Source organism: Acidovorax sp. (assembly GCF_046314175.1).
In the GTDB taxonomy this organism is placed as follows: Bacteria; Pseudomonadota; Gammaproteobacteria; order Burkholderiales; family Burkholderiaceae_C; genus Acidovorax.
Genome location: NZ_JBKBXG010000057.1, coordinates 26542 through 35819, shown reverse-complemented (window position 1 = coordinate 35819; position 9278 = coordinate 26542). Strand labels below are relative to the sequence as shown.

Below are 9278 nucleotides of genomic sequence, written 5' to 3'. Positions count from 1 at the left end.
AGCCCACCCATGCACCGGCAATCAGCAGCAGAGAAGCCAGCTTGTTGGAAATGCTCTTCATAGTTCTCACTTACTTCTAAGCCTCAATTTAACCAATCCCTTTCGCGCGTCTGCGTGGGGTCAGACTGCGCGCAAGGCCATGCGGATCTCCGATGCCAGAGCCGGTCGAAGTTCAGGGCGCACATAGCGCCCCACCTCTACCGAACGGCCCTGTGCAGACAGCGTGATCAGCGAACGGTCTCCGGTCTTGGGCTCGACTCGAACCCAGCTCCGGTCAAACTCGGCGCGCTCCAGCTTGCCTGCCGTCTCCAGTTCCACCACGAGGCGTGAGCCCTGCAGCGAAATCCTCTCGCCATCCGCCGCATGGCGACCGTACATGGCGAATGCAATACCTACAGCCACTATTTCGAGCCATGCAAACGGCATGACCAAGCGGGCACCCAGCACCCAGAAGAATGTCGCGATACCCAGAGACACCACGCACAGTGACAAATACATCCACCCCAATTGCGCCGGAGTTACCGAGCAATTGCGGACAAGACGCCAGTCAATGCGTTGACCCGACACCGTGGCAAAACGAAAAACCAAGCCCGTCACCAGAAGTGCTCACAAGACTGCTGACTGCACTGTGTGTCATGCGCTTGGCGTGACAGGCGCAGCCTGCAAATTTGCGCGGGAAGATGCCCGTAATCTCAATAACCTTGAATTGTAGCGTGCCTTGTTCCATGTCATTGACAGGAGGTTACAGGTTAGCTCTCTTTGCCGTTTTTACGCAGCATGCTGCGCATGTCCTGCAGCGAAACCGCACTGCTGGCACTGACGCGCACCCGCGGTGCGGGCTTGAAAGCATGCCCATAAATGATCTCGAAAGTCAGTGCCAACTGACCTGCGTTGCCCGGGTCCGCCAGCCGATCCCATAACATGTCGTAGAGCTTGTCGCGCCAGCGCCGTCCGCGCAATGAGGGAAAGCGATCAGGGTGCAAATTGCAACCCAGCTCGCGCAGCTCCTGCACCAGCCGCTCGGGTGTGGCAAAGGTCAGGGTGATGCGCTCCATATCCATGACGGGTTCGGCAAACCCGGCATGCACCAGCATGTCGCCCCAGTCGTGCATGTCGGTAAAGGCATGCCCCGCCGCAGGCCAACCCAGGGCGGTATACACGGCATGCAACTCGCGCAGCGTGTCAGGGCCCAGACACGAGAACATCAGGTATCCGTCCACACCCAGCGCGCGGTGCCACTGCGTGATCAGCGCTTGCGGGTCTGCGGCCGTGTGCAGCGCCATATTGGCCCACAGCATCTGCACACTGGCATCCGCCGGCAACCCAAACTGTGAGCTGGCGGCGCTCCAGCGGGCGGGGCTCCACCAGGGTTTGGCCAGGGCCTGTTGTGCTACCGCCTCGCAATGGATTGCGGACTCGTAGATCTGGCTGCGCGCCTTGGGGTAGCGAGCACTTACCAGCGCATGGCCTTGCAGCCCGCCACGCACCATATCCCAGTGGCACCAGGCCTGTGGCGCCTCGCGAATCCACTGCAGGCGATCTTCCATGCGGCGGGCCACTTCTTCATGCAGCCAGGGAGAAAGCGCAGGGGCGCCCGCCTGCCAGCGCGCGGCAGCGACGGGATCAATGGTGGGGGGGCGCTCGGAAGACATAGCAATCAGGAAGACCGCGCGAGTATATTGACTCATGCTCTTCAAGGCTTTGCCAAGGTTTTCGCGACAACTGCATGCCATTGCAGCGCGCGTGCCCAGCCAGTGCGCGGTGTGCCACGCCTGGCCCGCGCAGCGCGTGTGCAGTGCGTGCGTGGCGCGGTTTGCGCAACCCACCACCCGGTGCGAGCGCTGCGCGCTGCGGGTGCCCGCCGGGGTTGCGGTGTGCGGCGCCTGTCTGCGCAACCCGCCCACGCTGGACGCTTGCGTAGCTGCGGTGGACTACGCCTACCCCTGGGCCGATGCGCTGGCCGAATTCAAGTTCCGCGGCGACCCGGGCTGGACCGACACACTGGGCACTTTGCTGCGCAGCACACCATGGGTAGAGCCCGCCCTGGAAGCAGCAGACATCGTCGTGCCCGTGCCGTTGTCCACCGAGCGTCTGCGTGAGCGGGGATTCAACCAGTCGGCCCTGCTGTCCCAGCACCTTGCAGGCGCCAAAACCCACACCCGCACGCTGCTGCGCCTGCATGCCACCGAGACCCAAAGCGCCCTGCCCCGCGCGCAGCGGTTGCGCAACCTGCGAGGCGCCTTTGCGGTGGAACCCTTGCACGCAGCGGCGCTGCGCGGTCAGCGGGTGGTGCTGGTAGACGATGTGATGACAACCGGCGCCACGCTGGAGGCGGCTGCGCAGCCGCTGCGCCAGGCCGGGGTGGCCCACATCACCGCCATCGTATTGGCGCGCACCGGGCTCGAATAGCCTGGCAAATGGCCCCCATAAAGCCACCCGTCCGGGCGGAGCCGGGCCAGAGAGGCGCCCCCAGCGGGATACTTTTGTTTACGAGCGGTTGCCCAACTCACAGTTCAGGCGATGACAATAGCGGACATGTTTCACATCGTCCTCGTCGAACCCGAGATCCCACCGAACACCGGCAACGTGATTCGGCTGGCGGCCAACACGGGTTGCACCCTGCACCTTATCGAACCCCTGGGTTTCTCGATGGAGGACCGGCAGATGCGCCGCGCAGGGCTTGATTACCACGAGTACGCCAAAGTGCAGCGCCATGCAGGTTGGACCGCCTTTTTGCGCGATGCCCAGCCCGACCCGGCGCGCATGTTTGCCATGACCACCCATGGCTCGCAGCCCGTGCATTCCACCTGCTTTCTGCCCGGTGACTGGATGGTGTTTGGCGCCGAGACACGCGGCCTGCCGCCCGAGTTGCGCGACAGCTTCCCTCCCGCACAACGCCTGCGCCTGCCGATGGTGGAGGGCCAGCGCAGCCTCAACCTGTCCAACGCCGTGGCGGTGACGGTGTTTGAGGCATGGCGGCAAAACAGCTTTGCCATGCCCGACGGGGAAGTGGTCGTGGAGCCCGAAGGCACCCTCATCAGCGGGTTTGCCAAGCTCAGCTGAGCTGGGCGCGCTGCTGCGCCATCGCAATGGGCACCTGCTCGGTCAAAAAGTCCAGAAACACCTTGGTGCGCGCTGGCAGCATGCGCCCCGACGGCAAAGCCGCATAAACCGTGTAACGAGAAAATATCCAGCTGGGCAGAATGTGCACCAGCTCGCCGCGCGCAAGGTGGTCTTCGGCCAGCAGGCGCGACGTGACCACCACCCCCATGCCGTCCACAGCCGCACGCATCAGCAGTTCAGTGCTCACGGACTGCAACACCGGGGGCGCATCCACCTCCTCGTCGAGCACGCCCGGCAGCAGTGACTGCAGGCGCAACTTGCGCCCAGTTCCCGCCTGCGCACGCACCGGGGCGCTGGCGTCGCGCAAGTGGTCGTGTTTTGCCAAGTCTTGCGGCGCACGCGGAATGCCCCGTCGCTCCAGATAACTGGGCGCTGCCACCACAATTGCCTCGCCTTGCAGCAAGGGGCGGGCCACGATGTTGGCGTCAAAGTCTTCGCCCGCCACCATGATCGTTACATCAAACTCGTCTACGCGGCTGGAGGCGTACGCATCCAGGTTCACGTCCAGCATGACCTTGGGGTGGCGCGTGTGCCAGACGGACAACATTGGCGCCAGAAAATTGGTCGCCAGCACGGGCGCCGTCACGATGCGGATGGTGCCGCGCAGGTCGCGCGTGCTCGCAGCAGCGGCGGCCTCCGCATCATCAATCTCGTGCAGGATGGCGCGCACCCGCTGCAGATAGGCGTCGCCCGCATCGGTCAGCGCCAGCTTGCGGGTGGTGCGCTGCAGCAGCCGCGTGCCCAGGTGCTGCTCCAGCTCGGCCACCATGCGGGTGACCACGGGGGGCGACATATCCATGGCACGGGCGGCGGCGGCAAAGCCGCCCTCCTCCACCACGCGCTCGAAGATTTTCATGGCTTGCAGGCGGTCCATGCTCAGACCCCCTGCCCAGCGGCAGCCAGGCTCAGGCCGGTGCCCCGAAATTTCTTGACAGTGATTCGGCCACGCACACCGGCTTGTCGCTGCCCTCGCGCTCCACCGTCACCAGCCAGGTCATCTGCATGCCATCGGGTGCCACGGGTTCGGCGGCCTGCAGCGTAAGGCGCGCACGCAAGCGGCTGCCCACAGGCACCGGCGCCGTAAAGCGCACCTTGTTCAGGCCGTAGTTCACGCCCATGCGTGCACCCTCGATGGTCAGGCCCGTCTCGAAGAACCGCGGAATCAGTGACAGCGTGAGAAAACCATGCGCAATCGGCGCGCCAAACGGCCCGGCCTTGGCACGCTCGGGGTCCACATGGATCCACTGGTGGTCGCCCGTGGCCTGGGCGAACAGGTTGACCTGTTCCTGCGTGATGGTGATCCAGTCGGTCACGGCGACCTCCTGACCCACACAGGCGCTGACTTCGGAATAAGAGCGGAAGATTTTCATCGTCGCAATGTAGCCCCGCAACTTTGCGCGCCTTGTCTGCCGGGTGACAGGTGTTTTCCCTTGGGTTCTGCAGCGTCACGGTGTCCTTCACATCAACCTTTTTGTTCGTCACGCATTCAGCCAAGCACATATCCCTTGCCACTGCTCCAGGTCGCGCGCCACACGGCCCGGCGCCACGTCAAACAGCGTAAGGCCGTGCGCCGCCAGGTGAATGTAGTTCTGCGTGTCGCGCAGGTAGCCCAGCACCGGGAAGCCCAGGCTGTCCACAAAATGGTGCAGCTGCTCGGCGGCCTTGGTGCGCGCGTCCACGCGCATGCCGACGATGCCGATCTGCACACCTTCGGCGCGGCGGTGCTCGGCCAGCTGGTCCAGAAAGCTGCGCGTGGCAAAGATGTCGAACACGCTGGGCTGCAACGGCACGATGATCTTGTCAGCGAGCTTGAGCACATCGTTCAGGCGCCAGCCGTGCAGCCCGGCGGGCGTGTCCAGCACCGCATGCGTGGTGCCCTTGGGCGGGCGGCTGATCACGTCCGAGCTGATGCCGTCCCACGCGCCAATGGGGCGGGCAGCGGGCGGGCGCAGCCCCAGCCAGAGCCGGGCGGACTCCTGTCGGTCGGTGTCGCCCAGGATCACGGGGTGCCCCTGGCTGGCGTAGTAACCCGCGATGTTGGTGGACAGCGTGGACTTGCCTACACCGCCCTTTGGATTGGCGACAACAACTACTGGCATGGCAACCTCCTTGGAATCTGCACGTCCATGAAAATACAAGCCAAATTGGCCTCTAGCGCTTATCTATAAAGCGCTAGCAGCTATCAAATTCAAAGCAGTATCAAACCACGATCAGATCAGGTGTGCTGCCCGCCGCGCTTGACAAAAAACAGCCCTGCGCCCACCGCCATCAGCAACCCGCCAAACACCCGGTTCTGCGTACGCACCGCACGCGCGCTGCGCATGAGGCGCCGCAGCGCGCTGGCCCCCGCAGCGTAGCCGTGCATCACCACCACGTCCACCGCGACGGTGGTGGCGGCCATTACCGCCAGCTGCGTCCACAGCGAGCGTGTGTCGGTCATGAACTGGGGCAACACAGCCACCATGAAGATGATGCCCTTGGGGTTGGTGGCGTTGGTCAAAAAACCGGTGAAGCAGCGCTTTTGCCAGGTGCCTGCCGACTCTGCCTCTTCGCCCTGCACGGGGGATTTGTCTCCGGCGCGCCACTGCGCGAAACCTACATAGATCAGATAACAGGCGCCCAGCACCTTGACGATGCTGAAAGCCACCTCGGACGCCAGCAGCAGCGAGCCCACGCCCGCGCCGGCAATCAACAAGATCAGCAACAGGCCAAGTTGCAGGCCAAGGATGGTGGCCCCCGTCTTGCGCACGCCGTACGACAGCCCATGGCTCATCGACAACACCGCGCCCGAACCTGGCGACACCGCAATCAGGCACGACGCCGCAAAAAAAGCCAACCAAGTCTGCAAGTCCATGAATCAGTGCCGGTGAGGGAAGAAGAAGAGAAAGCGCTGGGGAAGAGGGAGAAGAGGGGCACGCATCTTATCAACGCCCCGGCGACGCAACCAAAACATGAGTCAAAATGGCCTCCAGCGCTTGACTGAAAAGCGCTGGCAGCTATAAAAAAAGAAGCAACCCAACTCGACCCGCCGCCACCCCACCCGGTGTGCTGTGCCGGTGCCAGAATCCACACTCTCGCCTCGCGCCGCCCGCCGTCCGCGTCCCACTGACCTCGCTCACCCACCACGGCCCGCACTGCCCTCTATGGAACACGCCCCCACCTGGCTCACCTACGGCTTTCTGTACCTCACGGCCGCCGTGCTGGCCGTGCCCATTGCCAAAGCGTTGGGCCTGGGCGCCATCATTGGCTACCTGGCGGCGGGCATTGCCATCGGGCCATGGGGCCTGGGGCTGGTCAGCAACGTGCAGGACATCCTGCACTTTGCCGAATTTGGTGTGGTGCTGATGCTGTTCCTGGTGGGGTTGGAGCTGCAACCGAGCCGCCTGTGGGCAATGCGCCGCCCGATTTTTGGCATGGGCAGCGCGCAGGTGCTGGGCTGCGCAGCCGTGCTGTTTGCGCTGGGCGCACTGGCCGGGCTGCCCTGGCGTGTGAGCCTGGTGGGAGCGCTGGGCCTGGCGCTGTCGTCCACGGCGATTGCGCTGCAGTCGCTGGCCGAGCGCAACCTCATGCGCACGCAAAGCGGACAGGCGGGCTTCTCCATCCTGCTGTTCCAAGACGTGGCGGCCATTCCCATCCTAGCCATGCTGCCGCTACTGGGCGCTGCCGCTGCGGCGGGCGCGGGCCATTCGGCAGGCGATGTGGCGCTGGAGGCCCTCAAGATCGTGGGCGTGATCGGCGCCATCATCCTCGGCGGGCGCCTGCTGCTGCGCCCCGTGCTGCGCTGGATCGCCCGGAGCAACACCCCCGAGATCTTCACCGCCGCCGCACTGCTGCTGGTGGTGGGCATTGCCTACCTGATGGTGATGGTGGGGCTGTCGATGGCGCTGGGCGCCTTTCTGGCCGGAGTGCTGCTGGCCGACAGCGAATACCGCCGCGAGCTGGAGGCTGACATCGAGCCCTTCAAGGGCCTGCTGCTCGGCCTCTTCTTCATCGCCGTGGGCATGAGCATCGACTTCGGCGTGATCCTGCGCTCGCCAGGGCTCATGGCGGCAATCCTGGTCGGGTTCCTGGCGGCCAAGGCCATCGTCATCTACGCACTCGCCAAGGTGGTCGGCATTCCTTATCAAGAGCGCCCCGTCTTCACCCTGCTGCTGGCCCAGGGCGGCGAGTTTGCTTTTGTGGTGTTCCAGGCCGCAGCGGGTGCCAGCGTGTTCCCGGCCGAAACGGCCTCGCTGCTCATCGGCGCCGTGGCGCTGTCGATGCTGATCAGCCCGCTGCTGCTGGTGCTGCTCGACCGCGTGCTGCTGCGCCGCTATGCCAAGGTCAAAGCGCCGACGACCGAGGAGATTTCAGAGCCGCAAGAGGCTCCAGTCATCATCGCGGGCTTTGGCCGCTACGGGCAGATCGTCTCGCGCGTTCTACTGGCCCAGGGCCTGCGCACCACGGTGCTCGACCACAGCGTGGACATGCTGGAAGTGGCGCGCACCTTTGGCTACCGCGTGTTCTATGGCGACGCGACGCGACTTGACCTGCTGCGCATTGCGGGCGCCGAACACGCCCGCATCCTCGTAGTGGCGGTGGACGACGCCGAGCAGTCGCTCAAGATCGCCAAGCTGGCCCGCGAACACTTCCCCCACCTGCAGATCGTGGCCCGCGCGCGCGACATCACGCACTGGAACAAGCTGCGCGACATCGGCGTAACGCTGGTCCAGCGCGAGCTGTTCGAGTCCAGCCTGCAAAGCGCGCACACCGTGCTGGAGCTGATGGGCTTGCCACCCGCCGAAGCCACCGCGATCACCCAGCGCTTTCGCACCCACAACAGCGCCCTAGCCGACCGCATGTACCCGCACCACAAAGACCGTGCCAAGTTCATTGCTGTGGCGCGAGAAGGGCGCAACCAGTTTGCGGAGCAGATGGCGCGGGAGCGGCAGGAGAGCGCGGCGCTGGACGGGGCAGATGACGCGTATCCGGGGTATGGGGGCACGGAGGGCGAGGATGGTGGCAACAAGGCCGTGACCACCCCGGATACGAATTAAAACGGGCTCTAACGCTTACCTGTCATGCGCTGGAAGCTATTCAGTCGATAGCAAACCCGAGAATCTCGCGGTGTAAAAGTGCGCTTGCCATGAGACACCATGAAGTGCTGCTGGCGCTACCAGCACCCCAGACACCAGTCAGAAGCTTATGACATCGCTCCGCAGCGTTCTGGAAAATGGCCGCGCTGTCGTCCTACGCTTCAGTGCAGCTCCCACCATTGCTGAGCCTTCGCTCGGTCAAATGCCGGGAGAATCGCCTTCTTGATTGGGACACCTGCCAGTGCAGGAAACTTCGCGCGGAAGGCTGGCTCGTCGACCTCAAGCCTGTCGGTGATGGCGATGTCGAATGTGCCACCGGAAGCGCCGGCAACGGCTTGGTCAATTAAAGGGATCGACGGCCCAGCTTTGAATTCGTTGCCCTGGCGTTCACGAACCGTCGCCGCGATGTGCCCAAGATAGAACACACCGTTGCCGCTGACTTCCAGGTGGGAATGCATTGGTGCAAAAAACATAGCGTTGATGGGGAACGAACTCGCCAAACTCGTGAGTCCCCGGATTTCATATGGGCCGGGATCAAGTGCCAACCTCAACAGATAACTGTTCCCAGCCTCCGCCGAACCTGTTTCATTCCTGGCTTTTTCGTCCATTGTGAAATTCAGGCGGTCGGCCGCTTCTTTTGCCCCTGGCTTCTCCACGTGAACCACCAGTAGCTTTGGCTGATGGGAGGTCCGGTAGGTATTTTTGATGGTGGCGGTGAGGAGAAAAACGGGTTTGCTCTTTTCGGTAACTCGCTCAGCGTCGTCCTGGAAAGCCATGTTTGTCCGAGTGGCGCATCCGCTCAGAACAGTAACGAGCGTGAAAACCAAAGGCAGTAGAAATCGATTTTTCATAGTTTGAGTAGGCAGATGGAGTGATTCTCGCCAAGGCCGCGCGCATTGCTGGAGCGGTGGCAGAGCGGCGAGCTTACCGTTTGGAAATGTTGGAAATCCCCAGCGAAGAGCATTTTTTCCTTAGCGTCGGACAGCAGAAACCGCCCTTTGGACAACGCTGCGCGACAGCTCAGCGCCATGGCGGATGACGGCCGGATGCGAGCCCGCAAGAAAAAGACGATGGCATTCA

At 63.5% G+C, this 9278-nt stretch carries 11 protein-coding genes; 3 read left to right on the top strand and 8 right to left on the bottom strand.

Going from position 1 to position 9278, the window contains the following annotated elements:
- Positions 1-120: 120 nt before the first annotated feature.
- The 3 genes from ACK4OE_RS16610 to ACK4OE_RS16600 are packed head-to-tail and all read right to left on the bottom strand — an operon-like array spanning position 121 to position 1652.
- On the bottom strand, positions 121-597 hold the full coding sequence (locus tag ACK4OE_RS16610; protein ID WP_409886175.1) for a DUF2244 domain-containing protein: 477 nt from the start codon (positions 595-597) through the stop codon (positions 121-123).
- Positions 548-727 carry a hypothetical protein gene (locus ACK4OE_RS16605; protein ID WP_409886179.1) on the bottom strand — a complete coding sequence of 60 codons (180 nt, stop codon included), beginning with the start codon at positions 725-727 and terminating at the stop codon, positions 548-550. The genes ACK4OE_RS16610 and ACK4OE_RS16605 overlap by 50 nt, the downstream gene beginning before the upstream one ends.
- 22 nt (positions 728-749) lie before the next feature.
- Positions 750-1652 carry a biotin synthase gene (locus ACK4OE_RS16600; protein WP_409886173.1) on the bottom strand — a complete coding sequence of 301 codons (903 nt, stop codon included), beginning with the start codon at positions 1650-1652 and terminating at the stop codon, positions 750-752.
- 34 nt (positions 1653-1686) lie between these two features.
- On the opposite strand from ACK4OE_RS16600, the gene ACK4OE_RS16595 reads away from it, so the two are divergent.
- Together ACK4OE_RS16595 and ACK4OE_RS16590 are read left to right on the top strand one after the other, a co-directional pair.
- A complete protein-coding gene (locus ACK4OE_RS16595) occupies positions 1687-2409 on the top strand; it encodes a phosphoribosyltransferase family protein (protein ID WP_409886171.1) in 723 nt (240 codons plus the stop codon).
- Positions 2410-2535: 126 nt separating this feature from the next.
- Entirely contained in the window at positions 2536-3063 is a 528-nt protein-coding gene (locus tag ACK4OE_RS16590; RefSeq protein ID WP_409886169.1) for a tRNA (cytidine(34)-2'-O)-methyltransferase, read from the top strand.
- Here ACK4OE_RS16590 and ACK4OE_RS16585 read toward each other — a convergent pair.
- The 4 genes from ACK4OE_RS16585 to ACK4OE_RS16570 all read right to left on the bottom strand — a co-directional run bounded on the left by ACK4OE_RS16585 (position 3056) and on the right by ACK4OE_RS16570 (position 5977).
- Entirely contained in the window at positions 3056-3997 is a 942-nt protein-coding gene (locus ACK4OE_RS16585) for a LysR family transcriptional regulator (RefSeq protein ID WP_409886167.1), read from the bottom strand. The two genes, ACK4OE_RS16590 and ACK4OE_RS16585, sit on opposite strands and share 8 nt — an antisense overlap.
- Positions 3998-4028: 31 nt before the next feature.
- Entirely contained in the window at positions 4029-4493 is a 465-nt protein-coding gene (locus ACK4OE_RS16580) for a MaoC family dehydratase (protein ID WP_409886166.1), read from the bottom strand.
- Between the two features lie 108 nt (positions 4494-4601).
- Entirely contained in the window at positions 4602-5222 is a 621-nt protein-coding gene (locus ACK4OE_RS16575) for an AAA family ATPase (protein WP_409886164.1), read from the bottom strand.
- 116 nt (positions 5223-5338) lie between these two features.
- Complete coding sequence (locus ACK4OE_RS16570; protein WP_409886162.1) at positions 5339-5977, bottom strand: LysE family translocator; 639 nt, start codon at positions 5975-5977, stop codon at positions 5339-5341.
- Positions 5978-6266: 289 nt separating this feature from the next.
- Here ACK4OE_RS16570 and kefC point away from each other — a divergent pair, with 289 nt between their 5' ends.
- A complete protein-coding gene (gene kefC / locus ACK4OE_RS16565; protein WP_409886160.1) occupies positions 6267-8159 on the top strand; it encodes a glutathione-regulated potassium-efflux system protein KefC in 1893 nt (630 codons plus the stop codon).
- Positions 8160-8359: 200 nt separating this feature from the next.
- Here kefC and ACK4OE_RS16560 read toward each other — a convergent pair whose 3' ends face one another.
- Positions 8360-8974 carry a hypothetical protein gene (locus tag ACK4OE_RS16560; RefSeq protein WP_409886158.1) on the bottom strand — a complete coding sequence of 205 codons (615 nt, stop codon included), beginning with the start codon at positions 8972-8974 and terminating at the stop codon, positions 8360-8362.
- Between the last annotated feature and the right edge of the window lie 304 nt (positions 8975-9278).

Bases quoted from the DNA above. Each gene is read 5' to 3' on its own strand.
- ACK4OE_RS16605 (WP_409886179.1), bottom strand. From the start codon at position 727: ATGGAACAAGGCACGCTACAATTCAAGGTTATTGAGATTACGGGCATC.
- ACK4OE_RS16600 (WP_409886173.1), bottom strand. From the start codon at position 1,652: ATGTCTTCCGAGCGCCCCCCCACCATTGATCCCGTCGCTGCCGCGCGC.
- ACK4OE_RS16595 (WP_409886171.1), top strand. From the start codon at position 1,687: ATGCTCTTCAAGGCTTTGCCAAGGTTTTCGCGACAACTGCATGCCATT.
- ACK4OE_RS16590 (WP_409886169.1), top strand. From the start codon at position 2,536: ATGTTTCACATCGTCCTCGTCGAACCCGAGATCCCACCGAACACCGGC.
- ACK4OE_RS16585 (WP_409886167.1), bottom strand. From the start codon at position 3,997: ATGGACCGCCTGCAAGCCATGAAAATCTTCGAGCGCGTGGTGGAGGAG.
- ACK4OE_RS16580 (WP_409886166.1), bottom strand. From the start codon at position 4,493: ATGAAAATCTTCCGCTCTTATTCCGAAGTCAGCGCCTGTGTGGGTCAG.
- ACK4OE_RS16575 (WP_409886164.1), bottom strand. From the start codon at position 5,222: ATGCCAGTAGTTGTTGTCGCCAATCCAAAGGGCGGTGTAGGCAAGTCC.
- ACK4OE_RS16570 (WP_409886162.1), bottom strand. From the start codon at position 5,977: ATGGACTTGCAGACTTGGTTGGCTTTTTTTGCGGCGTCGTGCCTGATT.
- kefC (WP_409886160.1), top strand. From the start codon at position 6,267: ATGGAACACGCCCCCACCTGGCTCACCTACGGCTTTCTGTACCTCACG.
- ACK4OE_RS16560 (WP_409886158.1), bottom strand. From the start codon at position 8,974: ATGGCTTTCCAGGACGACGCTGAGCGAGTTACCGAAAAGAGCAAACCC.